Genomic DNA, 23,067 nt, shown 5'->3' with positions numbered 1-23,067 from the left:
TATATCTTCTTTAAACAATCTATCGATCAATAATGATTAAATGGATAGCTCAGCAGATAATTCATACATTTTCTTATCAATTGTATGCGGTTTAGCAAGAGCTTCGATGATATCATAATCAACGAGTTGATTTTGTTCTATCCCGACAGCTCTGCCTCCTTTTCCTTCAAGAAGCAGTTCAACGGCTTTTGCTCCAAGCCGGCTTGCCAATACACGGTCATTTGCCGAAGGAGAACCTCCGCGCTGAACATGGCCCAGGACCGTTACACGGGTTTCAAACCCTGCCTTTTCCTCAATTTTCCTGGAGATATCAACGGCACTTCCAACACCTTCAGCTACAATGATGATACTATGCTTTTTCCCACGGTCATGTCCGCGGTTCAGCTTCCCAATCAGATCTTCCATATCATATTCACATTCAGGACAAAGAATCGTTTCAGCCCCGCCAGCCAATCCAGCCCAAAGCGCAATATCGCCGGCATCTCTTCCCATCACTTCAACGACATAAGTCCTTTCATGAGAAGTGGCCGTATCCCGAATTTTATCGATGGCATCGATGACTGTATTAAGGGCCGTATCGAAACCAATCGTGAAGTCCGTACCCGGTATGTCATTATCAATCGTTCCAGGAACTCCAATACAAGGGAAGCCCCTTTCCGTTAAAGCTTTCGCTCCGCGGTATGAACCATCGCCACCAATGATGACAATGCCCTCGATACCAAAATTATTCAATTGTTCAATCGCTTTCAGCTGGCCTTCCTCCGTCTTAAATTCCGGACAGCGAGCCGTATGTAACATCGTGCCGCCTCGATGAATGATATCCCCGACAGACCCAAGTTCAAGCTTCTTTATATTTCCATTTATCAGTCCCTGATAGCCATGATAAATTCCGAAGACCTCAATTTCATGAAAAATTGCTTTCCGGACAACCGCTCGGACTGCCGCATTCATGCCAGGAGAATCTCCTCCACTTGTCAATACACCTATTCTTTTCATAAATGTCACCTCTCTACAGCACTAATCAATTTTTAGCCTCGTTATATCATTGTACCCTTTTTCAAGCTTCAATAAGCAGGAAACTGCTTCACTTATGCTTACTTGATGTTATAAGACTAACCGATTCTCATCAGAAATTGAAGTAAAATGGCGCAAAAGTTTACATTCTACACACAAACCATATTCTTTACACGTTTCTGTAATGAATGCATATGTGCCCATGAAAGGATGAAAAAACGTGTTGCCCCAGGCAGCACGTTTTCCCTTTTGTAAATGTGTTTATGAATGCTGTTCAACTTCCTTAGGCTCTCCCTCAGGCTGTTTTGCAAATTCATATTCACCGATTTTCTTGAATTTCATATAACGCTGGTTGATAAGATCATCACTATTCAATGGCAGAAGTTCATTGAATGAACGTTTCAGGATATCCTTGATGGCTTCTGCCTGTAAATTTGAATCCCGATGGGCGCCGCCCCTCACTTCAGGAATGATCTCATCGATGACTCCTAAGCGGTTTAAATCGGGAGCCGTGATTTTCATCGATTCCGCAGCCCTCTTAGCCTGAGAGGCATCCTTCCACAGCAAGGCTGCAGCCCCTTCAGGGGAAATCACCGAATATGTTGAGTTCTCAAGCATGAAAATTCGGTCCCCGACGCCAAGTGCCAATGCACCGCCGCTACCGCCTTCACCGATGACAATGCTGATGACAGGCACCTTCAGCCCCGCCATTTCAAAAAGGTTTTTCGCAATGGCTTCACTTTGCCCGCGCTCTTCAGCAGCTTTACCAGGGAAAGCTCCCTTCGTATCAATGAAACAAATAATCGGGCGGTTGAATTTTTCCGCCTGTTTCATCAGACGTAAAGCTTTTCGATAGCCTTCAGGGTGGGGCATGCCAAAGTTACGACGGATGTTTTCCTTCGTATCCTTACCCCGCTGATGACCGATGACAGTCACGGCAAGTCCATCAAATTCTGCAATTCCTGCTACAATCGCTTCATCATCCCCATAATAACGATCACCATGAAACTCGATGAAGTCATTGAATAATAGCGGAATGTAATCAAGCGTCGTCGGACGGGCTGGATGGCGGGCGATCTGAACGCGATCCCACGGTTTAAGATGGTTATAAATATCCACTTCCAGCTTCTCTAGACGCTTTTCCAATGTTTCGATTTCGGCTGTCAGGTCTACATCAGCGTCCTTCGAAATGGCCTTTAGTTCTTTAATTTTATTTCTGAGGTCCGTAATGGGACGCTCGAATTCTAATTCGTAAATCATAACCATTCACCGCCCGGGGCATGGATTTTAAGGATCGTTGTCAAGGTTTCCTTCATTTCCGTACGTTTGACGACCGCATCCAATTGGCCGTGCTTCATCAAGAATTCAGCCGTTTGGAAATCTTCAGGAAGCTCTTCATGGATCGTCTGTTCAATGATTCTTCGTCCCGCAAATCCAATAAGGGCTCCTGGCTCAGCTAGATTAATATCGCCAAGTGACGCGAAACTAGCCGAAACCCCGCCCGTGGTAGGATGGGTCATCATTGATATGATCAGTCCGCCTTCATTGCTGAATATCTTCAGTGCCGCACTTGTCTTCGCCATCTGCATCAAGCTTAAAACACCCTCCTGCATCCGAGCTCCGCCTGATGCCGTAAATATGATGAACGGAACCTTCAATTCACCTGCACGTTCAATGGCACGGGTGATTTTTTCCCCAACAACGGATCCCATGCTTCCCATCCGGAAATTTGAATCCATGATGGCCGTGGAAACTTGGTACCCATTGATGCTTCCCACTCCTGTGACAACCGCCTCATTAATCTTGGCTTTCTTTCTATCTTTTTCCAACTTCTCTAAGTAATCCGGAAATTCAAGCGGGTTAACTGAAATCATTTCTTTATCAAATTCATTAAAAGTGCCTGCGTCGAATAAAAATTCGATGCGCTCATGGGAAGACATCGGATGATGGTACCCGCAATGCAGACAGACTTTCTTGTTTTTCACCAATTCTTTTGTATACATGATTTTTTTACAGCCGGTGCACTTTGTCATGATTCCTTCCGGTACATCTTGTTTCTCACGATCTAAAGGAACCGTTGCATATTTCTTCTTAGACTTCGCAAATAGCTCTTTAAGCAAGCTTAATCCTCCCTTTACCACCAATTATCTATTTTATGATACTTGGTACAAACTATATCAGAAATAAAATTAGTATCGTGTAAAAAGGTGTCACTCGTCCTTCGACATATTTCTAATTCTAATAAGATACGTTTCGATGGCTTTTTCTTCATCACGTTCGAGCAAATATGTAAGAAGTGCCAGATAATCTTCTTTTTTCACATTACCCTGTACCATCTCTGATGTTCTGGCATAGCTGTTGACAATGCGCCAAATTCTTTCCAGCAATCGATTGCGATTCAAAATGGCAATTCTTAAAAAGAAATCATCATCATGAAACTCATCCGCTTTGACCCAGACCATTAATCTTTTGATATCATCAGCCGTAGCGAAAAAGGCGACGATCCGCAAACAGTCAATTTCAATCAGCCTTTTCGTCTCAGACAAATCTTCTTGTACTTTTTTATCTTGCAAAAAAAAGGTTCCCAGAAGCTCTACTAGCTTATGCTCCTGGAAATCCCTGATAAACGTCCCTTCACCGCGCCTTGTTTCTATTAACCCTAATAGTTCTAAGGCACGCAATGCTTCACGGACAGAGGAACGGCCAACATTAAAACGATCCGATAACTCCCGTTCTGATGGGATTTTATCTCCCGGCAAGAGGCTGTCCGCTTCAATCATGGTACGTAGGCTCTCAACGACATCGAGATAAATTTTGGATGAAGAAGTACGACCTGACAAATTAATTATTCCTCACTTTTTCCAATGATCGCTAATTTCTTTGTTTTTTCTTTAATTTCCTCTGGATCTACATTAATCCTAGCTACTCCCGTTTCCATTGCTGCCTTGGCTACAGCAGCCGCGACGGCAGGTGCTACCCTCTCATCAAATGGAGCAGGTATGACGTAGTCTTCGTTTATCTCATGTTCCTGTATTAAACCGGCAATGGCTTGTACTGCAGCAACCTTCATTTTTTCATTGATATGAGTCGCACGTGCATCTAGGGCACCACGGAAAATCCCTGGGAATGCAAGGACGTTATTGACCTGATTCGGGAAATCCGAACGGCCTGTTCCAACAACCTTGGCACCTGCCGCTTTTGCTTCTTCCGGCATGATTTCCGGATCTGGGTTGGCCATCGCGAAAATGATCGCATCCCGGTTCATCGAAGAAACCATTTCTTTTGTCAATGCACCTGCAGCAGAAACACCTATAAACACATCAGCGTTTTGAATGACAGTTTCCAAAGGTCCTGAAACCCTATTTCGATTGGTCACTTTCGCCACTTGTTCTTTCGTATCATTCATCCCTGTCGAACGGCCCTCGTAAATGGCACCCTTCGTATCACACATGATGATGTCACGAACCCCATAGCTATAAAGCAATTTAATGATGGCAATGCCCGCAGCGCCTGCCCCATTCGCTACCACTTTAATTTCTGACATTGATTTATTCACTAGTCGTAACGCGTTCACAAGACCGGCAACAGTAACAATGGCTGTACCGTGCTGATCATCATGAAAAACAGGAATATTCATTTCTTTCTTGAGTCGTTCTTCAATTTCAAAACAATTCGGTGCGGCTATGTCCTCTAAGTTCACTCCACCGAATGTCGGTTCGAGTAACTTAACGGTCTCTACAATTTTGTCCACATCCGTCGTTTTTAAACAGATTGGGAAAGCGTCCACTCCAGCGAAACTTTTAAATAGAACGGCTTTACCTTCCATAACCGGCATGGCAGCTTCCGGACCGATGTTTCCAAGTCCCAATACAGCCGTTCCATCGGAAATAACAGCAACAGTATTCCCCTTCATTGTATAGTCATAAACGGTATCCGGTTTATCGTAAATATCTTTACACGGTTCTGCGACACCAGGAGAATAAGCCAGGCTTAAATCCACTGCATTCCTTACCGGTACTTTCGAAACTGTTTCTAATTTTCCTTGATTCAAGCGGTGCATATGTAATGCTTCTTCTCTCAATGTCATAGTTTCACTCCTAAACCAAATTGGGTATCCCATATCTTATATGCTGAAATCTAGTGGTCAGACCACAGCGGCCTGTTTTCAATATAACATAACTATTAAAGTTGTAAAACAGTTATTCTTTCTTGTAAACCACATTTCCTTTTCCCACCAAGTCAAATAATGCCTGCATCAGTCTATCTGTAGGATTGACCCAATCCCAATAAGATAGCTGTACATAGCGGTTTTCCCTCTCGTAAAAAAGCATGACCTTCGTTTCACCGCTATGCTGCATTAAAATTTTTTTTATTTTTTGCAGGGTATCATTCGTTTGCTTGCCAGCCTCTATTTTCAGGAATATCGTTCCGTTTTTTTCCTCTTTCATCTGCTTCACTTTTTCAAGCGGGTATACGTTCCTGATCAGGAGCTGTGTTTTTCCATCCCGCTCTTCCAATGTTCCTTGCAGCATGACGAGTTGTCCGTGATTCAAGTCGGCAGAGTGATTTTTATAAACATTTGGAAAAACGACCGCTTCAATATCCCCTTCTTCATCACTAACGCTCAAGAAAGCCATCACATCGCCCTTTTTTGTCCTTATGGTTTTAACCGACGTGATGTATGCGCCAAGCAAGACTTTTGATTCCTTTTTATTGGTGGCTTCATCTATGGTCAAACAGCCGAAGTGCTGAAAAAGTTCTCTGTAGCTTGTCACCGGATGATTCGATAGATAAAGCCCCAATGCGCTTTTTTCCAATGAGAGTTTGTGCTCGATAGGAATAGGCTCGACTCGGTTGTATTTCGGTTTGAGTGAAAACTCGCCATCCGAAAACATATCGAATAGGTCATCATCCGGATTAACCAATTCCGTATGATTGATCGCTACGTCCAAGCTCGCCAACAATGTTGCCCGGTCTTCACCGAATTCATCAAATGCACCTGAATGCACAAGCGCCTCCAACACTTTTCTATTTACGATTTTTCCCGAAACGCGCAAACAGAAATCGAATAAATCAGCGAACTTCTTTTGCCTCCTTGCAGCAAAGATTTCTTTTAGGACCGTACCGCCAATCCCCTTTATGGCTCCAAGGCTATAACGGATCCCTTCCTTTTCCGGTAAAAACGGGTAACCGCTCCGGTTAATCGAGGGAGTCAGAACCATTATCCCTTTCTTTTTGGCTTCACGGATATATTGCGAAATCTTTTCATCATTCCCGACGACCGATGTCAGGAGTGCTGCCATGAAATATTCCGGATAGTGGGTTTTCAAGTAACCCAGTTGATAAGCGATGAAACTATACGCCACCGCATGGCTTCGGTTGAATCCATAGTTAGCGAAGCGGACAATCAAGGAATAAATTTCATCTGCCGTTTTTTCCGAGTATCCTTGTTTCAATGAGCCGTTCACGAAATGCTGCCGCTCTTGATCCAGAACATCCTTCTTCTTCTTCGAAACGGCACGACGGAGCAGGTCAGCCTCCCCTAATGAAAACCCGGCTAAGCGGGAGGCGATTTGCATGATTTGTTCTTGATAAACGATGACCCCGTATGTAGGCTCGAGGATATCCTTCAAATCCTCGTGCAGGTAATCAATCGGAGCCAGTCCATGTTTTCGCTCGATGAACAGCGGTATATTTTCCATCGGACCTGGACGATATAGGGCATTGACCGCGACGATATCCTCGAATCGATTCGGTTTCAGCTTGATCAAAACCTTTCGGATGCCATCCGATTCAAATTGAAACACTCCGGTTGTTTCGCCTCTCCCTAAAAGGGCTAGCGTCTCGGGGTCATCCATTGGGATATGGGACAAGTCGAGCTTTTTCCCCGATCCCTTTTTAATGTTATTTAAAATGTTATCGATGAGCGTTAAATTGCGGAGTCCAAGAAAATCCATTTTAAGAAGTCCCAGTTCTTCGAGAAGGTCCATTGGGTATTGAGTCAGATGGATGCCTTCATGCCCCCCCTGGATCGGAATATGCTCGGTCAGTGCCTGATCGCTGATGACGACGCCGGCGGCATGTGTCGAAGCATGGCGAGGCAGCCCTTCAAGTAATAAAGCGGTTTGAAAAAGTTTTTGATTCAGGTCACTCTCATTAACGAATTCCCTGAGCCTTTTCGATTCCTTGTAAGCCTCGGGAAGCGTGATGCCCAGGCGTCCTGGAATCATTTTCGATACCGCTTCCTGTTCCTTTGAATTCAAGCCGAAAACACGGCCTGTATCCCTTAATGCAGCCTTGGCAGCCAATGTCCCGAATGTAATGATTTGTGCTACATGAAGTTCCCCGTACTTCTTCGCGACATAGGCTATCACTTCTTCACGGCGGTTATCCGGAAAGTCAATGTCGATATCCGGCATCGAGACACGTTCCGGATTCAGGAAACGCTCGAACAGCAAGGAATGTTCGATTGGATCGACATCCGTTATCGACAGCACATAAGCGACCATCGATCCGGCGGCCGACCCCCTTCCAGGACCAGTCAGGATTTGATGGTCCTTGGCGAATTTCATGAAATCCCAGACGATCAAAAAGTAATCGCTGAATTTCATCTTGGTGATGATATCCAATTCATATCGCAGACGCTCTTCATATTGAATGGATGGCTCCGGCAATCTTTTCTTCAGCCCTTGGAAACAGATGGCTTCGAGCATTTCCTCGGCTGTGACACCATCTTCAGTAGGGTACTTAGGAAGCAGTGAACGGTGAAATGGAATTTCCAGATTGCATTGCGCGGCAATATGCAGTGTATTTTCGAGTGCATCCGGTCTGTCATGGAATAGTTCTGCCATCTGGGCCCGGCTTTTCAAATAAAATTGATCGGATTCAAGAACCGTATGCGCCTCATCCGCCAGCTTGTCGCCATTTCCAATTGCCAATAGGACTTCTTGAGCGAGTGCATCGCTTTCGTTCAAATAATAGACTGGATTCGTCGCGACAATCTTTATCTCTAAATCTCTCGCCAACTGACTTATGGCTTCGTTGCCTTTTTCCTCATTCGCGATTGAAAGTCTCTGTATGGATACATAAAAGTTATCATGACCAAAAATTCGCAGAAATCGTTCCGCTGCCTGTTTGGCCTCCTGTGGATTTTCTTCTTTCAATAGCGTTTCTATTTGCCCCTCCGCACCCGGAGTGATTGCTATCAGGCCCCGGGAATAGGCTTTAAGCCAATTCATTGGAATGCCTGACGGGGATTTCGTTTTTATGGCACTGCTTATTTTAAGCAGGTTTTGATAACCTTGTAGACTTTTTGCCAATAAAAGAAGTCCATGTGGCGAATCCCGTTCATCAAGGACATCCGCAAGTATGCCGATGATCGGCTTTATGCCCTGTCTCTTGCATTCTTTATAAAAATAGACCGAACCGTACATAACATTTCGATCGGTTAAGGCAAGACTTGTACAGCCATCCGCTTTCGCTTTGGCCACAAGTTCAGTGATCTTCACCGTACTTGTCAGCAGGCTGTATCCGCTCTGAATATGGAGATGAGTATACACGTTTTTTCTCCCACCTTTGTAAGGCATGTTTCTTTTCATTATAGTGTTTATTTCAAAAAAAGAAAATATGTTCTCATTACCAAGGCAATTTAACTTCCTGATTTCCGACGACTATCATATTACCTCTGAACTTCCCATATAAATGGAATAGAAGAATATCAAGAAAAAAAGGATGATGATATATGAATGAAGCCTTTGTTCCAGCCTTCATCAACAGCTTTTTCATATCGCTTGGCGTATTGCTTGGCGGATCGATAATCGGGGGCCTCGCCGCTTTTTTTACTGGACAAGCCCCGATGACGACTGTATTCCGGCTGTCGGACAGCCTCCGTATTTGGGCGATTGTCGCTGCAATCGGTGGTACTTTTGATATGGTCTATAATTTCGAACGCGGTATTTTCCACGGGGAAACGAAGGATATAGTCAAGCAGGTCCTATTGATCCTATCTGCACTTGGCGGAGCACAGACAGGAGCACTGATCATAAACTGGTTCACGCAGGAGCATATTTCACCATGAGGATTCCCCCCTATCACCGGTCTCCCACCTGGCAGCGCTTCTTTGCCGGAGCTGCACTTGGCGGATTGATCAGTTGGGTGATTTTCTTTTATATGCATGGTGTCCAGCAGGAGAAGCAGATCCGGACCCTTCACGAACAAAGTGAAGTGATCACGGATTTAAACGGGAAAATCGCAATCTGGGAGCAGGATTATAAAAAATTGAACCAGAAAAACGAGGAGATATTGACGATTCAGGAAGTGGAAGTAACCATTACGAATGAAAAATACAGTCTGGATCGGCTGAGTATTGCAGAAGCCGAGGATGTGATCGAGGACGACCTTTCCTCTCTTCTTGCCAAAGATGTCGCCAGTGTCTATGACGGAAAGGTGCTTTTGAAGAAGTCCATAGAAAATAAGATCGTGACCATCAATAAAAAGCGCTATCGACTTGAAGTCGTTGAGATCATGTTCTATACGAAAATGAATATTGAAATCAAACTAAAAAGGACTACTTCTTAATCAGGCCACTATATTTAAAGACCAAATCATATCCGATTTGGTCTTTAAGTTTTTTTCATTCCGATTTATTCAACTCTTCCATGTCGGCAAGGATATTATCCACATCATCCCAAGAATGAATCGAAGCCCCTGCTGCAAGCGGGTGGCCTCCTCCGTTATATTTACGGGCAATCGTATTGATGATCGGTCCTTTAGAACGGAAACGGACTCTGATTTCTTTATCCTCTTCAATGAAAAAGACCCATGACTTAACATTTTTAATCGAACCGAGCGAGGAAACGAGCTGAGATGCCTCAGATGTAGAAGCCTGGAATCGTTCAAGTATATCTTTTGTGATGATCATTTTCCCTGTGCCATATGGAAGGATTTCAAAATGCTGCAGCACATAGCCATTCAAACGGACTATGCTTTCCTCCACGTCATACATCTCCTGATATAACTGCGGGCGTGAGAACGAATAGTTAATCAATTCACTTGCATAGGCAAATGTCTTTTCAGTCGTATTCTGGAATAGGAAGCGGCCGGTATCGCCAACAATGCCTGCATATAGAAGGCGTGCCGCTTCATCACTCATCTTCAAGCCCTGTTCTTTACCGAACTGGTAAAATTCATAAATCATTTCACTTGTTGAACTTGCCGATGTATCGACCCAGCGCATATCCCCATATGGATCTTCATTAGGATGATGATCGATCTTAATCAGTTTATCACCCGTCGTGTACCTTGCATCACAAATCCGGTCCGTATTTGCGGTATCGCAAACGATGACCAGAGCACCTTGATATGTTTCATCCGGAATCACATCGAGCCTTCTTAAATAATTCATTGACGGTTCTTCTTTCCCGACCGTAAAAATTCGCTTTTCGGGGAAAGTTGCTTTCAGGATTTCCGCCAATCCCCCCTGTGAACCATAAGCGTCCGGATCTGGACGGACATGACGATGGAGAATGATAGTGTCATAACGCTTTATATCTGCTAATATTTCAGCTTTCATATAGATCTCCCCTTTACATATGTATTATCGAGCCTTATAAAGATGATATATTTCATTTAATCAAAAAATTGGAGAAATAGAAAGACTCATCTTGTTTACGGTGGCATTCTCCTTCATTTCCCGCTACAATAAAAAGGTACATATGTTAAATTGGGGGAATTTCAAACGATGCCTATTCTTGTCACCTTGATCGTTCTTTCACTAGGGGTCTATCTGTTTTATAAAATCAAATCGGTCCGAACCAGGATGCCGATGGAGAAAAAGTGGATTTCTGGGAAGTCTTCCATCGCCCTTGGTGCGTTTGTCGCACTATTCGGAATCAATCAGCTTTTTCTGTTTCACACGACCATCACTTATATCATTGCTGCCATTTTCATCTTCGTTGGCCTATTCAGTGTTTGGGGCGGCTATAAAATGTATAAATTTTATTTGCCGCATGCAATCGAAGAAGCTGCAAATCAAAAAGGATAATCGAATTTCGATTATCCTTTTTATTTTTTATGATCGGTCCAGCAATTGGCAAGTCAACATCGCCTTGCCGACAAGTTTGCCTTGGTTAAACACCTCGACATCCACTTTTCCGAATTTACGTCCTACATCAAGGACACGCGGGTGGATTTCAAGCGTACTGTCGATCTGGACTGGCTTGATGAAGTAGATCGTCATGTTTTCCACGACCAAGTCACCGCGCTTATAGCTTCGAAGTGCACGGTTTGCCGAGTCGGTGACCAATGTCGTGAACACACCGCTTGAAATGGTCCCAAGGTAATTGGTCATCTGCGGAGTGACGCCATAGTTATACACTTCCTCGCCCTTGCCACGATTCGAAGTCATCACAAGCTGGCTTGTGATCGTATCGTCGATCGTTTCGCCTACCTGTGGCTGCCTTTGACTCATTTGCAGTGCCTTCAGCACATCCTGCCTGCTCACGATTCCTTTTAGGATATGACTGTCATTCACGACCGGGATTAATTCAATCCCTTCCCAAACCATCATATGTGCAGAAGATGCCACACTCATTTTATCGCCTACGGTCATCGGGTTTTTCGTCATCACCTTATCAATGAGCGTCAGTTCTTCCTGTCCGATGATATCTTTTGATGTGACCATTCCTTGAACCTTCATATTGTCATCGACAACAGGGAAACGGCTATGCCCGGATTCCTGATTCAATTCATGCCAAGTCTGAACCCGGTCACCCACAGTCAAAAAGGTCGTTTCCTGTACTGGTGTCAAAATATCCTCCACCAGCAAGATTTCCTTTTTGATCAATTGGTCATAGATCGCCCGATTGATCATCGTTGCGACGGTAAACGTATCGTAACTCGTTGAGATGACTGGCATCTCCAATTCATCGGCTAACCTTTTAACGGGCTCTTCCGTATCGAATCCCCCGGTGATCAGCACTGCTGCACCTGCTTTTAACGCGTGCTCGTGGGCCTGTGTACGGTTCCCGACGATCAGCAGGTTTCCTGCCCCTGTATATCTCATCATGGCATCCAGCTTCATCGCCCCGATGACAAATTTATTTAATGTCTTATGAAGTCCCGTTTTTCCACCAAGAACTTGTCCATCAACAATATTGACTACTTCTGCGAAAGTGAGCTTTTCAATATTCTCTTTTTTCTTTTTCTCAATGCGGATCGTGCCTACACGCTCAATCGAGCTCACGTAGCCCTGATTCTCCGCCTCTTTAATTGCCCGGTATGCCGTACCTTCACTAACATTCAATGCTTTCGCAATTTGACGGACGGAAATCTTTTCGCCAACAGGGAGCCCATCGATATGTTTTAATATTTGTTCATGCTTTGTAGCCAAGCGCTTCACCCTTTTCACGGTATTCCTATTCTCCATTATAAGGTCAAAGAGCCTAGTTTATCAAACAACTACTAGTATTGGCGCAACCTTTTGTATTCCAGCTTGCGTTTTACCTTTTGTTTCTTAGGAGAATATAGTATGCCCGTCAAGTTTCCAGCTACCGCCAACAATGCAAACAACAGCCAGGATCCTGCAAACAGACTCTCCAGACCGCCACTTTCCAACGACAAACGCGGCACGGCATAATACAGCATCACACCGCATAAAAGCAAACAAAGCAATAATCTCTGTTTCATCCAATCCCCCCCTTTTTTTTCATCTATTCATTTTATGCCTGTAAAAGGAAAAAAGACTCGGCTGCAGAACGAGACTTTACTTTCCATTGCAAGAACCATCTGCGTAAAGGGCAATGCAGCACGGAGAACAGTCAATCCGGTCGGCTATCCCCACAAAAAAAACGGAAGCCCTTGTAGGCTCCCGCTTCTATTAAAGTTCTATTTCATCCCCGGCTTCCATGATCAGTCCATTTCCCTCTTCAAGCAAGTCGATGAATTTGTCAGGATCCTGTTTGATTACAGGGAAAGTATTGTAATGAATCGGCACGACTTGTTTGGCTTGAAGGAATTTCGCAGCAAGTGCCGCATCTTCAGGGCCCATGGTGTAATTGTCGCCGATTGGCAAGAATGCCAAGTCAATCGGATGACGCTCCCCGATCAGTTTCATATCGGAAAATACCGCTGTATCCCCTGCATGATAGATCGTTTTCCCTTCTATCATAAGGAATACGCCAGCAGGCATTCCTAAATAAATGATTTGACCCTCTCCGTTATTGAATCCCGTTCCATGGAAAGCTGGCGTCAGTTTCACTTTTCCAAAATCGAACTCGAAAGCTCCGCCGATGCTCATCCCGTGGGTTCTAACCCCTTGAGCACCCAGGTAGTCTGCAATCTCTGCAATGCCGATGACAAGTGCATCATGCCTTTTGGCCAATTCAACCGTATCACCGACATGGTCATTATGGCCATGTGTTAAGATGATCACATCCGGTTTCACATCTTCAACCTTCAAATCGGTTAATTCGTTTCCAGTAATGAATGGATCGATTAAAATGGTTTTACCATTCGTTTCGACTTTTACAACTGCATGTCCATGAAAAGATACTTTCACTTTAGATGCTCCCTTCCCATACCCACTAATTTTTTTAAGTAGCTTTCTTAGGCCTTTCCCATTTACTATACTTTTAAATATTGCTAAGGTAATTATATCTTATTAATGGAGGTATCGTCATGAATGAACGTTTAACAGAACTACAAAATTGGCTACAGGCCAATGAGGCTGAAGCCGCTATACTTACATCAACAGAGAGCATCTTCTATTTGAGCGGTTTTTATAGTGATCCTCATGAAAGACTGCTAGCACTTGCCATTTTTGCAAATGCCGACCCATTCCTTGTCTGCCCGCAGATGGAAGTCCCGGATGCTAAACAGGCTGGATGGGCTGGAGATATCATCGGTTACACCGATATTGAAAATCCTTGGGAAAAAGTTAAGCAAGCAGTGAAGGATCGCGGGTTAACCATTCATACAATGGCCATTGAAAAAGAGCATATGAATGTAGAACGTTATGAAAAGGTCCAACAATATTTAGGAGCACCAAAGCTCGTTTCCGCAGAAGAGAAACTTCAAAGGATGCGAATGATCAAATCGGAAGATGAAATGGTCAAAATCCGTGAAGCATGCCGCCTTGCCGACTTTGCGATCGAAGTGGGCGTCAGCGAAATTCAAGAGGGTAAAACGGAAATGGAAATCCTTGCAGCGATAGAATACGAATTGAAAAAGGCCGGCGTCAGCCAAATGTCTTTTTCCACGATGGTCCTGACTGGTAAAAATGGCGCTTCCCCACATGGCACACCCGGGAATACGAAGGTTCAGCGCGGCGACCTTGTCCTATTTGACCTGGGCGTCGTTCATGAAGGGTACTGCTCTGACATCACTAGAACGGTTGCTTACGGGGATATCAATGATAAACAGGCAGAAATATATGAAACTGTACTTAGAGCACAAGAAGCTGCCGTTGCAGCCAGTAAACCTGGTGTATCCTGTTCCGAAATAGACTTGACTGCCAGAAACATCATCAGGAATAAAGGATACGGTGAATTCTTCCCGCACAGGCTCGGCCACGGACTAGGGATCAGCGTCCATGAGTACCCATCCTTGACTGAAACGAATTCCCTCGAACTTCAATCCGGAATGGTTTATACCATCGAACCTGGCATATATGTTCCAAATGTTGCCGGCGTCAGGATTGAAGATGATCTACTGATCACCGATACCGGCTGTGAAGTTTTGACCAAATTCCCGAAGAGCCTGCAAATCATAAAGTGAAGATGTTTTAACCCTTTAATAGATCGAAACTCGGATACGCCCGCCTTCATATAAGACGGGGGTATCTATTGTTCAAAATTCATTTCAACTAAACGGTCCGAACCGGATATACTCTTCCTTCATCATCATTTAACTTACCCGTGACATAACCACACTATAATAGGAGAGAAAAGACAAGGCTTGAAATGATTATAAATCTAATTTTTATTCCCTTTTATTATGGTGGCCCCAAAAATATTAAACTATGCATAATATTTAAACGTACTTTTGCATGCTTTGATATCTTTCATTATATTTTTCACATCACTTAATACGGTTAGAATCATTTTCCCTTTTTGATTTCCAGATAATTGGCTAAAACATTCGCTAATTTGTTACAATTGAAATCAGACCCATTAGGTAAACCATAGTATAATAGGAATATAATAGAAGGAGGAGATTCACTTGAATAGTATAGATTATAAAAATATTCTTGTAGCAGTGGACGGTTCGGAAGAAGCAGAGTGGGCCCTAAAAAAGGCAATCTATTTAGCAAAGCTCAGTGACGCTACCCTTGTGCTAACACATATCGTGGATACAAGGAATTTCCCTACTGTCGAAGCTTATGGAATGACTATCCGTGATCACTCTGAAACCTTTGCCAACGAGCTATTGGACAAGTATAAAACGGATGCCATTGCCTCCGGGATTGCAAAGGTCCAAACAGTGGTTGCATATGGTTCTCCTAAAGTTCAAATTCCAAGGGATTTAGCGAAAAAGCATAAGATCGATTTAATTGTATGCGGTGCAACGGGCCTTAACGCAGTCGAACGTTTCCTTATCGGCAGTGTGTCGGAAGGAATCGTTCGCCATTCCAACTGTGATGTAATGGTCGTGCGTACGAATTGATAAAAGAAATGATATAAAAAGCTCGTTCGCCAAATTGGTGAACGAGCTTTTTCCTATTATTCACTTACTAGTTTTTCCGCTTTTTCAATCGCCAGCAAGACTTGGGCAAAACCTGTACCGCCCGCACTGTTCCGACGTTTAACTGCTTCATAAGGATTTAATGCATCATAAATATCCTGTTCAAACAACTCGGAAGCTTCCTGGAATTGTTCCATGCTTAAGTCCACTAAATAGCAGCCATTCTGGACACAGAACAATACAAGCTTCCCGACCACTTCGTGCGCTTTACGGAAAGGCATACCCTTTGAAGCTAGGTAATCAGCTAATTCCGTGGCATTCGAGAAGTCATTTTTTGTTGCTTTTTCCATTACGTCCGTTTTCACTTTCAACGTTGAAATCATGCCGGCAAATATTTTAAGTGAACCAACAATGGTCTTAACCGTATCAAAAACGCCTTCTTTATCTTCTTGCATATCTTTGTTATAAGCAAGAGGCAGTCCTTTCAAAACAGTCAATAACCCCGTTAGGTTCCCATAAACCCGTCCTGTTTTACCACGGATCAATTCCGCCATATCAGGGTTTTTCTTTTGCGGCATGATGCTGCTTCCCGTGGAAAACGCATCATCCAATTCAATGAATTGGAATTCCTGGCTTGACCAGAGAATGATTTCTTCGCTGAAACGGGATAAATGCATCATCATTGTTGCACTGTTGCTCATGAATTCAATGGCAAAATCACGATCACTCACCGCATCAAGGCTGTTTTCGTAAATTCCCTCAAACCCCAATAGCTCCGCACTGAGGGCACGGTCAATCGGGAAGGTCGTCCCAGCTAATGCCCCGGCACCCAATGGAGAAATATTGATCCTTTTGAAACTCTCGGTGAAGCGTTGCTTATCACGCTCAAGCATCCAAAAATAAGCCATTAAGTGATGGGCAAATGAAATGGGCTGTGCACGCTGCAAATGTGTATAACCTGGAATTAGTGTTTCCACATTTTTCTTGGCTTGTCCCAAAATCGCCATTTGCAAATCATTGATGAGTTCCAGAATCACTTTCGTTTGGTTCCGCATATACAGATGAAGGTCGGTTGCAACTTGGTCATTACGGCTTCTTCCTGTATGAAGCTTTCCGCCAACTGGACCGATTTCGCTTATTAGCATACTTTCCAGGTTAAGATGGATATCTTCCATCTCAACCTTAAAAGTCAATTCACCCTTCTCAGCTTTTCCCTGTAAACTTTTCAGACCCGCAATGATCTGATCCGCATCTTCTTCAGGTAAAATGCTGCATTTCTTTAACATGGTTACATGAGCTAAACTGCCTTGAATATCTTCAAGGACAAGTTCCTGGTCAAAGGAAATGGAAGCACCAAATTCATCTACCCATTCTTCGGCAGATTTCGTGAATCTTCCTCCCCAAAGCTTGCTGCTCACACTGTCACCTTCTTGTTATTGACCATGCTGTTCACTTTCGTTGGAAGTCCCCATAACTTGATGAATCCAACTGCTGCATCATGATCGAACTCGTCCGCTTTTGTATAAGTAGCCAATTTTTCGTCATATAGGGAGTACTCGGATTTTCTTCCTTCAACAATCGCATGACCTTTGAATAGTTTCACACGGACCGTACCCGTTACATTCACTTGTGTTTCTTTCAGGAATGCAGCCAAAGCTTTTTGAAGCGGAGAGAACCAAAGTCCTTCATAAATCAATTCAGTCATTTTCTTCTCGATCACCGGTTTGAAGTGAGCCAATTCTTTTACAAGCGTGATATCTTCAAGTTCTTTGTGTGCAGCTATCAATGTCATTGCACCAGGAGCTTCATAGACTTCACGCGATTTGATTCCTACTAATCTATTTTCAACGTGATCGATACGTCCAACTCCGTGTTTGCCGGCAATTTGATTCAACTCGACGATCAGGTCAGCCAGTTTATAGTTTTTATCATTCAATGTAACCGGCACACCTTGCTCAAAACCAATTTCAATGATATCAGCAGTATCTGGCGTACATTCAAGGCTTGCAGTCAAATCATATGCATCTTCCGGCGGAGCTGCCCATGGATCTTCCAGGATTCCGCATTCGTTACTTCTTCCCCAAAGGTTTTGGTCAATCGAGAATGGACTCGCCATGCCAATCGGAACGGGAATGCCATTTTTCGCTGCATATTCAATCTCCTCTTCACGAGACCATTTCCAGTCACGAACAGGTGCAAGAACTTGCAAATTAGGGTTCAAGGCGGAGATGGATACTTCGAAACGCACTTGGTCATTTCCTTTTCCCGTACAACCGTGCGCAACGGCTACCGCGTTTTCCGCTTCAGCCACTTCCACTAATTTCTTCGCGATCAGCGGACGTGATAAAGCTGATACCAATGGATATTTCCCTTCATACAAAGTATGTGCCTGAAGAGCCGTCAATGCGAATTCATCAGCGAATTCATCCTTCGCATCAATGACATAAGAACTTACAGCACCGACAGTGATCGCTTTTTCTTTAATGAAATCCAAATCTTTCCCTTCACCGACATCCAAGCAGCATGCCACAACTTCGTACCCTTGATCTTGTAACCATTTAATTGCAACGGAAGTATCCAAACCTCCGGAATATGCTAAAACAACTTTTTGATTTTTCATTTCCATCGTCCTTTCGTGTGAATAAAAATTCATCGTTTGTTATTTTTATTCAATCTATGATAGTACTTTATCATCTTTATTAAAGGAATACAAGGGGTATTTTAAAGATTTTGCTAAATAATCCGCTAATATTTTCAGTGAATTTACACATTGGATGCTTCCGCGAGAATATAGTAAACTAGGAGTATGATAAATCGAAAAGCGGAGGGCATATGAAAGAACTATTTATCTATGATGAACGGCTTGGCATCTCCATTCCCGATTTGAATCTGGAGTGGGATGAATATACAAAAGGCGAGCAACAGCAAATACTCGTACATTGGGAGAATATCCGGGGAAGCATCCCGGACCGCATCAAGGAACTGGAATCCACCATTAACCGAAAGCAGTTTCGGCTCTCCGATGAGAGTAATTTCGCCAAATCATGCCAGCTCAATTCCGAAATTGCGGAACTTGCTTCCATCATCAATGATTTATGGCTATGGTATCGAGCCAATCAAGGCGTGACTGAAAAGATGCATAATTAAGGCCTATTCCATGCAAAAAAAGCCACAGTTTAAAACTGTGGCTTTTTTTTGCATCCCTCTTATAAATCCTTGCGAAGTTCACCAACGACATGTCCCAATTCCGGGAGAATCAATTTATTCATTGCGAGCCTAACCGCCCCTGAAGAGCCTGGTGTGGAAAAAACCGCTTTGTTGTTCACGACTCCGGCAATCGCCCTGGATAGGATGGCGGCGGAACCGATATCCTCTTGATAGCTGAGCATTCGAAAAATCTCGCCAAAACCGGGAATTTCCTTGGTCATCAACTCTTTGACCGCCTCGATCGTCACATCCCTATTGGCGATGCCAGTGCCTCCATTTGTTAATATGACATCGACCGTGCTGCTTTGGCTACCTGAAGTGACCGCATCCTGAATCGCTTTCCGTTCATCTTTAACGATTACATAATCCGTCACTTCATGCCCATTCGACTTCAGCAATTCCATCATCAGTGCTCCGCTTTTATCCGTTTCTTCATTTCGCGTATCGCTGACGGTCATCACCATGCAGCGAACTGCCTCCGTGATGGCTTTTTTATGATTCTTGACACTCATTCTTCATCAGCCTTCTTCTCCAGTAAATAACGATATTGATAGAACTTTTGGGCAAATTCACTGACATTCCGGGTCATTTGATAATTGGACCCAGCACCTATGGCCATGCTGATGAACGGTATGCCCCGGACCAGTTTTTTTCGGAAAACAGTAATGGCCAATGCTTTCAACAGCTGCTTCAGCGGCTGCTCCATCCAGGTGGGGTTTGTCAGTTCTTCGATTCCTAAATAAAAATAATCATCTTCTGCAGTCTGGACCTCGCGGATCAATTCTTCCCAAGCTATTCCTTGGAGCCTCTTTGGCATCGCTCCTGCATTGAATACCTTAAGGGCCAGCATCATTTCAAACGGTGTATTCACCTCAACACCATAAGACATCGCAATCAGCTGTACGGTCCTGACATTGATGACCGTCATGGCCGGAATATCGCTCCCTAGCAGAAGCAGGCCTCCAGATCCGCTCATCCCGCCTTGTGCAAATGAATATAAGCGATGCTTAGCGATATGCTGATTGGCTATGTAATTCAACTGATCGATCGGTAAGTGTTTCAAATCGCTCAGCGTTTCGATTTCTTCATTAAACACGCGCGCAGATGCTAAAATCCGCTCTCTTGCATCTATTTGAACTTGTGAGCTCTGAACCATGGCATGCAAATGAAAAAGCCAAGTATCAAGCTTGTCAAAAAACTGTTGTTGGACGTTTTCCGGAAGCAGGGCAAACCCCTGCTCCAACCATTTATCATACAATGCAGCCAGATCCGTTGGCTCATATTGATAAAGTTTTTCCTGCCATTCACTAATTTCATCCAAAAGTTTCATTTCCCGATTCGTGAATTCCATGCATCAAGCCTCCTATGTACAGAATTGGTGGATTCTCCCTTAAGTATAACATAGAGGGAAGCTTTTTTAGAGAATAGATGATGGCCATCCAGCGTTCAAGGTTTGGATTGCATGGACATAAAACCAAGCGAAGGAGGGTTTTGAGGATGAAATTTCATGGGAAAGCCCCCTTACCAGAGAGATAAGGAGATCATCATAAAACAGGAAGTCATGCTTTCCAAGTTTCGCTCAAAGCTATTTTCATGGTATCCCTGACAATCATGATTTCTTCATTAGTTGGGATGACCATGACTTTCACAGGGGAATAGGGCGCATTGATGAACGCTTCCTTACCTGAGGTGCGATTGAGATCCTCATCCCAATATATCCCCATGAATTCAAGCCCCTCCAAGATCCGCCCCCTGATGGTTTGACTGTTTTCACCGATGCCCGCTGTAAAAATGATGCCGTCCACGCCTCCCATTTTTGCTGAATAGGAGCCTATGTACTTGTGAATCCGGTCTGCGAACACTTTAAGTGCGAGTTCAGCCCGCTCATTGCCTTTGTCGGCTTCAACTTGAATATCGCGCAGGTCGCTGGAAAATCCGGAAAGGGCCAGAATGCCGCTTTTCTTATTCAGGATATCCAGCACTTCATCTGCTGTCTTTCCCGTCTTTTCCATGATATAAGGAATCAGTGCAGGGTCGATGTTCCCTGAACGCGTTCCCATAGTAACACCGGCCAATGGCGTAAATCCCATTGATGTATCAATTGATTTGCCGCCCTTTATGGCCGTAATGCTTGCACCATTCCCCAAATGGCACGATATCAACCGAAGCTGTTCAATTGGGCGGCCAATCATTTCGGCAGCCCGCTGCGATACATATTTATGTGAAGTGCCATGAAATCCATACTTCCTTATTCCGTACTTTTCATAATATTCAAGAGGTAAGCTGTACAAATAGGAACCCGCCGCCATCGTTTGATGGAAGGCAGTGTCGAATACCGCAACCGCTGGCACATCGTCCAGTATTCGCCTGAAGGCTTTGATTCCGGTGATATTAGCCGGATTATGAAGGGGCGCCAACTCGGAAAGCTTTTCGATTTCCACTATTACGTCCTCCGTAATCAAGACCGATTCCGTGAATATCTCACCGCCATGCACCACCCGATGCCCTACACCATCTATCTCTTCAAAGGAGTCAATGATGCGATGGTCAATCAGCTTTTTCAATAAAAGCCCTACAGCTATTTCATGATTGGGTATATCCATCGTTTCAGTAACCTTTTCGCCTAGGACGCTTAAGGTAAATGCGGAATTTTTCAAGCCGATTCTTTCTACAAGACCTTTTGTAATTACATTTTCACAAGGCATCTCAAAAAGCTGGAACTTCAATGATGAGCTGCCCGCATTAATAGCCATGATTTTTGACATCCATCCTGCCCCTTTACTCTATGCTAGTTCTTCCAATATTCATCGCAACGAAACGTGCAGTGTATTGTACAATCTTATCATGGCAGGCGAATCCAACCAAATAATAATGAAAAATTGCAAATAATCACTCATTCAAAAAAAAAGAAAGCCAATGCCTGCGGCATCAGCTTTCATTGACTATTTTTCTTCTTTAAACCAATCGTCCATCTGTTGCATGACAGACCTTGTCGCTTCGAAATCCGACAACTTCGGAAGTTGTACGAGCAATGCCTTCTTCGGTGCTTCGATACCCTCTTTTTTCTTTTGGAGGATCAGGATGCTTTTCGCAGCCGCTTCACTCTTAAACATGGAAAGCGGCAGTTGCACCATCCCTTGGATATGTGTATGCTTCTTCAAGAAATCATTGAGTTTCGGAGCTTCCTCCGAGACGAACAGGTTATTCGGGACAATGAAGAATAGGTGTCCGCCATCCTTCGCGTGTTTAACACCTTGTTCAATAAACAAATGATGTGCATACGAATGTCCTTTATCGGCCTTCAATTCATACTCAGCTGCACGCACATCATTCGGGTAATAGCCTATCGGCAAATCACTGACCACAACATCTGAAGGATCGATGAAAAGCGGCTCCAAGCTGTCCTGGTTGAAAAATTCCAGCGGGTGTTCTTGCAGGTTGGCACCTGCATATGCAAGCCTGATCAAGGTTTCATCAATCTCGACACCATATGAAGCGATGTTTTTATCAGTAAGTTGATTCAAGATCGCAAATAGTAAATTCCCCGTTCCAATGGCAGGATCGAGCATGACTATCTCTTTTTGATCCTTGGTGAATTTACCGACTAAATAGCTGACGAACATGCCGACTGCATCAGGAGTCATATGATGATTCGGCTGAACGCTCTGCTGCATGCCTTTTAAAATAGCAAGCTGATAAGCTTTACGGATTGCTTCCTTCTCATATTTCTCCGGTGAAAAATCTGCATAATGCTTCACTAACCTTTTCTTCGATACTTCACTGATTTCCTCCTGCAGGACTTTCCCTTGGAAGAAATTCTCGCCCGTTTCACCCAGGGCATCCAGATACGTACATGATAGTTCGCTTTGCAGTATTTGGGCTGTTTCATCAAATTCATAAAATAATTGTTCAACTGGGGTAGACTTCACTTATTAATTCCTCCTGTTTGCTTCTGTCCCTATTTTAAAGGTAAGAAGTAAGAGATACAAGCCGTACGTCCTGCTTATCATTCTTCGTTTGTTTAACGTACTGCGCGCACTCCTTTTTCAAAAATTTCAACCACGCGTAATTAAAAAGTAAATGAAATACCGGATGGATAATTTGGACGCAGATTTTCCCTCCTGGCACTCGCTTCTCCCACCTGAGTCCCCTCCAATCAACTTTGTT

The 23,067-nt window shown here is 43.9% G+C and carries 22 protein-coding genes; 6 read left to right on the top strand and 16 right to left on the bottom strand.

The annotated features are described in order from the left end of the window. Window positions 1-36 precede the first annotated feature (36 nt). The 6 genes from pfkA to dnaE form a co-directional block, all read right to left on the bottom strand. Window positions 37-996: a 6-phosphofructokinase gene (pfkA, locus tag ACQKFG_RS12535; protein WP_427559322.1), complete on the bottom strand. Its 960-nt coding sequence runs from the start codon at window positions 994-996 to the stop codon at window positions 37-39. 279 nt (window positions 997-1,275) lie between these two features. Beyond that, window positions 1,276-2,274, bottom strand: a complete 999-nt coding sequence (gene accA / locus ACQKFG_RS12530) for an acetyl-CoA carboxylase carboxyl transferase subunit alpha (RefSeq protein ID WP_098369978.1) — start codon at window positions 2,272-2,274, stop codon at window positions 1,276-1,278. Then, the gene (accD, locus tag ACQKFG_RS12525; protein WP_427559318.1) at window positions 2,271-3,134 is read right to left on the bottom strand and encodes an acetyl-CoA carboxylase, carboxyltransferase subunit beta; all 864 of its coding nucleotides are present in this window, start codon (window positions 3,132-3,134) and stop codon (window positions 2,271-2,273) included. Before accD ends, accA begins: the two co-directional genes overlap by 4 nt. A gap of 90 nt (window positions 3,135-3,224) precedes the next feature. Further along, the gene (locus ACQKFG_RS12520) at window positions 3,225-3,854 is read right to left on the bottom strand and encodes a FadR/GntR family transcriptional regulator (protein ID WP_192206046.1); all 630 of its coding nucleotides are present in this window, start codon (window positions 3,852-3,854) and stop codon (window positions 3,225-3,227) included. 5 nt (window positions 3,855-3,859) lie between these two features. Further along, the gene (locus tag ACQKFG_RS12515) at window positions 3,860-5,101 is read right to left on the bottom strand and encodes an NAD(P)-dependent malic enzyme (protein ID WP_192206047.1); all 1,242 of its coding nucleotides are present in this window, start codon (window positions 5,099-5,101) and stop codon (window positions 3,860-3,862) included. Between the two features lie 112 nt (window positions 5,102-5,213). Beyond that, window positions 5,214-8,573, bottom strand: coding sequence for a DNA polymerase III subunit alpha (gene dnaE / locus ACQKFG_RS12510; RefSeq protein ID WP_427559313.1), 3,360 nt, complete (start codon window positions 8,571-8,573; stop codon window positions 5,214-5,216). 182 nt (window positions 8,574-8,755) lie between these two features. Between dnaE and ACQKFG_RS12505 the strand changes: the two genes are divergently transcribed. Both ACQKFG_RS12505 and ytrI read left to right on the top strand, forming a co-directional pair. Beyond that, a complete protein-coding gene (locus tag ACQKFG_RS12505) occupies window positions 8,756-9,091 on the top strand; it encodes a YtrH family sporulation protein (RefSeq protein ID WP_377391937.1) in 336 nt (111 codons plus the stop codon). Then, window positions 9,088-9,591 carry a sporulation membrane protein YtrI gene (gene ytrI, locus ACQKFG_RS12500; RefSeq protein WP_427559309.1) on the top strand — a complete coding sequence of 168 codons (504 nt, stop codon included), beginning with the start codon at window positions 9,088-9,090 and terminating at the stop codon, window positions 9,589-9,591. The genes ACQKFG_RS12505 and ytrI overlap by 4 nt, the downstream gene beginning before the upstream one ends. 55 nt (window positions 9,592-9,646) lie before the next feature. On the opposite strand, the gene ACQKFG_RS12495 is transcribed toward ytrI, so the two are convergent. Then, the gene (locus ACQKFG_RS12495) at window positions 9,647-10,585 is read right to left on the bottom strand and encodes a DHH family phosphoesterase (protein ID WP_192206050.1); all 939 of its coding nucleotides are present in this window, start codon (window positions 10,583-10,585) and stop codon (window positions 9,647-9,649) included. A gap of 168 nt (window positions 10,586-10,753) precedes the next feature. On the opposite strand from ACQKFG_RS12495, the gene ACQKFG_RS12490 reads away from it, so the two are divergent. Next, a complete protein-coding gene (locus ACQKFG_RS12490) occupies window positions 10,754-11,056 on the top strand; it encodes a YtpI family protein (protein WP_192206051.1) in 303 nt (100 codons plus the stop codon). A 27-nt stretch (window positions 11,057-11,083) separates the two neighbouring features. Here ACQKFG_RS12490 and ACQKFG_RS12485 read toward each other — a convergent pair whose 3' ends face one another. The 3 genes from ACQKFG_RS12485 to ACQKFG_RS12475 form a co-directional block, all read right to left on the bottom strand. Further along, entirely contained in the window at window positions 11,084-12,403 is a 1,320-nt protein-coding gene (locus ACQKFG_RS12485; protein WP_137018167.1) for a DRTGG domain-containing protein, read from the bottom strand. Window positions 12,404-12,474: 71 nt separating this feature from the next. After that, window positions 12,475-12,699 carry a hypothetical protein gene (locus ACQKFG_RS12480; RefSeq protein WP_098369970.1) on the bottom strand — a complete coding sequence of 75 codons (225 nt, stop codon included), beginning with the start codon at window positions 12,697-12,699 and terminating at the stop codon, window positions 12,475-12,477. Between the two features lie 190 nt (window positions 12,700-12,889). Beyond that, window positions 12,890-13,570, bottom strand: a complete 681-nt coding sequence (locus ACQKFG_RS12475) for a metal-dependent hydrolase (protein ID WP_427559304.1) — start codon at window positions 13,568-13,570, stop codon at window positions 12,890-12,892. Between the two features lie 119 nt (window positions 13,571-13,689). Here ACQKFG_RS12475 and ACQKFG_RS12470 point away from each other — a divergent pair, with 119 nt between their 5' ends. Beyond that, the gene (locus ACQKFG_RS12470; protein WP_192206053.1) at window positions 13,690-14,787 is read left to right on the top strand and encodes a M24 family metallopeptidase; all 1,098 of its coding nucleotides are present in this window, start codon (window positions 13,690-13,692) and stop codon (window positions 14,785-14,787) included. A gap of 453 nt (window positions 14,788-15,240) precedes the next feature. Then, a complete protein-coding gene (locus ACQKFG_RS12465; RefSeq protein WP_192207994.1) occupies window positions 15,241-15,675 on the top strand; it encodes a universal stress protein in 435 nt (144 codons plus the stop codon). Window positions 15,676-15,731: 56 nt separating this feature from the next. On the opposite strand, the gene argH is transcribed toward ACQKFG_RS12465, so the two are convergent. Then, window positions 15,732-17,111, bottom strand: a complete 1,380-nt coding sequence (gene argH / locus ACQKFG_RS12460) for an argininosuccinate lyase (protein ID WP_192206054.1) — start codon at window positions 17,109-17,111, stop codon at window positions 15,732-15,734. Continuing rightward, window positions 17,108-18,313: an argininosuccinate synthase gene (locus tag ACQKFG_RS12455; RefSeq protein ID WP_192206055.1), complete on the bottom strand. Its 1,206-nt coding sequence runs from the start codon at window positions 18,311-18,313 to the stop codon at window positions 17,108-17,110. The genes argH and ACQKFG_RS12455 overlap by 4 nt, the downstream gene beginning before the upstream one ends. A 212-nt stretch (window positions 18,314-18,525) precedes the next feature. Here ACQKFG_RS12455 and ACQKFG_RS12450 point away from each other — a divergent pair, with 212 nt between their 5' ends. Next, a complete protein-coding gene (locus ACQKFG_RS12450) occupies window positions 18,526-18,840 on the top strand; it encodes a hypothetical protein (RefSeq protein WP_076364723.1) in 315 nt (104 codons plus the stop codon). A 59-nt stretch (window positions 18,841-18,899) separates the two neighbouring features. Here ACQKFG_RS12450 and ACQKFG_RS12445 read toward each other — a convergent pair whose 3' ends face one another. From ACQKFG_RS12445 to ACQKFG_RS12430, 4 genes are all read right to left on the bottom strand, one after another. Continuing rightward, entirely contained in the window at window positions 18,900-19,412 is a 513-nt protein-coding gene (locus ACQKFG_RS12445; protein ID WP_427559299.1) for a MogA/MoaB family molybdenum cofactor biosynthesis protein, read from the bottom strand. After that, the gene (locus ACQKFG_RS12440) at window positions 19,409-20,251 is read right to left on the bottom strand and encodes an EcsC family protein (RefSeq protein ID WP_260285419.1); all 843 of its coding nucleotides are present in this window, start codon (window positions 20,249-20,251) and stop codon (window positions 19,409-19,411) included. The genes ACQKFG_RS12445 and ACQKFG_RS12440 overlap by 4 nt, the downstream gene beginning before the upstream one ends. 208 nt (window positions 20,252-20,459) lie before the next feature. Beyond that, window positions 20,460-21,665: an acetate kinase gene (locus ACQKFG_RS12435; RefSeq protein WP_427559296.1), complete on the bottom strand. Its 1,206-nt coding sequence runs from the start codon at window positions 21,663-21,665 to the stop codon at window positions 20,460-20,462. 177 nt (window positions 21,666-21,842) lie between these two features. Beyond that, window positions 21,843-22,829 (bottom strand): class I SAM-dependent methyltransferase, encoded by a 987-nt coding sequence (locus ACQKFG_RS12430; protein WP_076364715.1) that lies wholly within the window; start codon window positions 22,827-22,829, stop codon window positions 21,843-21,845. Window positions 22,830-23,067: the final 238 nt, after the last annotated feature.

The organism is Peribacillus sp. NPDC076916 (genome assembly GCF_050269675.1).
GTDB lineage: Bacteria > Bacillota > Bacilli > Bacillales > DSM-1321 > Peribacillus > Peribacillus aracenensis.
The sequence above is the reverse complement of the archived record's forward strand: the minus strand, read 5'-3'. Positions and strand labels throughout refer to the sequence as shown.

Excerpts from the sequence above, each read along its gene's own strand:
- pfkA (WP_427559322.1), bottom strand. The coding sequence starts at position 996 with ATGAAAAGAATAGGTGTATTGACAAGTGGAGGAGATTCTCCTGGCATG.
- accA (WP_098369978.1), bottom strand. The coding sequence starts at position 2,274 with ATGATTTACGAATTAGAATTCGAGCGTCCCATTACGGACCTCAGAAAT.
- ACQKFG_RS12515 (WP_192206047.1), bottom strand. The coding sequence starts at position 5,101 with ATGACATTGAGAGAAGAAGCATTACATATGCACCGCTTGAATCAAGGA.
- ACQKFG_RS12505 (WP_377391937.1), top strand. The coding sequence starts at position 8,756 with ATGAATGAAGCCTTTGTTCCAGCCTTCATCAACAGCTTTTTCATATCG.
- ytrI (WP_427559309.1), top strand. The coding sequence starts at position 9,088 with ATGAGGATTCCCCCCTATCACCGGTCTCCCACCTGGCAGCGCTTCTTT.
- ACQKFG_RS12495 (WP_192206050.1), bottom strand. The coding sequence starts at position 10,585 with ATGAAAGCTGAAATATTAGCAGATATAAAGCGTTATGACACTATCATT.
- ACQKFG_RS12490 (WP_192206051.1), top strand. The coding sequence starts at position 10,754 with ATGCCTATTCTTGTCACCTTGATCGTTCTTTCACTAGGGGTCTATCTG.
- ACQKFG_RS12480 (WP_098369970.1), bottom strand. The coding sequence starts at position 12,699 with ATGAAACAGAGATTATTGCTTTGTTTGCTTTTATGCGGTGTGATGCTG.
- ACQKFG_RS12470 (WP_192206053.1), top strand. The coding sequence starts at position 13,690 with ATGAATGAACGTTTAACAGAACTACAAAATTGGCTACAGGCCAATGAG.
- ACQKFG_RS12455 (WP_192206055.1), bottom strand. The coding sequence starts at position 18,313 with ATGAAAAATCAAAAAGTTGTTTTAGCATATTCCGGAGGTTTGGATACT.
- ACQKFG_RS12450 (WP_076364723.1), top strand. The coding sequence starts at position 18,526 with ATGAAAGAACTATTTATCTATGATGAACGGCTTGGCATCTCCATTCCC.
- ACQKFG_RS12445 (WP_427559299.1), bottom strand. The coding sequence starts at position 19,412 with ATGAGTGTCAAGAATCATAAAAAAGCCATCACGGAGGCAGTTCGCTGC.
- ACQKFG_RS12440 (WP_260285419.1), bottom strand. The coding sequence starts at position 20,251 with ATGGAATTCACGAATCGGGAAATGAAACTTTTGGATGAAATTAGTGAA.
- ACQKFG_RS12435 (WP_427559296.1), bottom strand. The coding sequence starts at position 21,665 with ATGTCAAAAATCATGGCTATTAATGCGGGCAGCTCATCATTGAAGTTC.